Here is a 467-nt window from a genome sequence, read left to right as displayed (position 1 = left end):
AGAAGCAGTTGACCAAACCTTCGGGATGGAGGCTGCCAAGGTATGGCTGGTAACTGGGGTGAAGTCGTAACAAGGTAGCCCTAGGGGAACCTGGGGCTGGATCACCTCCTTTATAAGGATATGCAGCATAGACTGCAAAGGGATCAACCCCGCTTGTTTTACTGTTCAGTTTTGAGAGATCAAGGATAAGGAGTCATAGGCACACCATCTTTGCACGGGCGCAACTGCCCGCATAGATAGGTTATAGCGAGCAATCACGCCTGCACAAATCTGGAGCACCTCTGACGCTTGCAAGGCGCTCGAAAAAAAACCGTGTGGCTATAATCTTTGTGAAGATTTTAGATCAAGGTCATGGGCCTATAGCTCAGCTTGGTTAGAGCGCACGCCTGATAAGCGTGAGGTCGGTGGTTCAAGTCCACCTAGGCCCACCAGGTTGAGTTGATCCAGGTTTTACTCCCCTTTCTGGA

Annotated in this window: 1 tRNA gene and 1 rRNA gene; both read left to right on the top strand. The window is 50.5% G+C overall.

Annotation, left to right across the window (positions count from 1 at the left end):
• Positions 1–112, top strand: a 16S ribosomal RNA gene (locus tag JWH17_RS23310); the annotation flags it as partial.
• A 241-nt stretch (positions 113–353) separates the two neighbouring features.
• Positions 354–431 (top strand) — tRNA-Ile (locus JWH17_RS23305).
• The last annotated feature ends 36 nt before the right edge of the window (positions 432–467 follow it).

The sequence above is a fragment of the Desulfogranum marinum genome (assembly GCF_016918565.1).
Lineage (GTDB): Bacteria > Desulfobacterota > Desulfobulbia > Desulfobulbales > Desulfobulbaceae > Desulfogranum > Desulfogranum marinum.
This window is presented reverse-complemented; position numbering and strand designations above follow the sequence as displayed.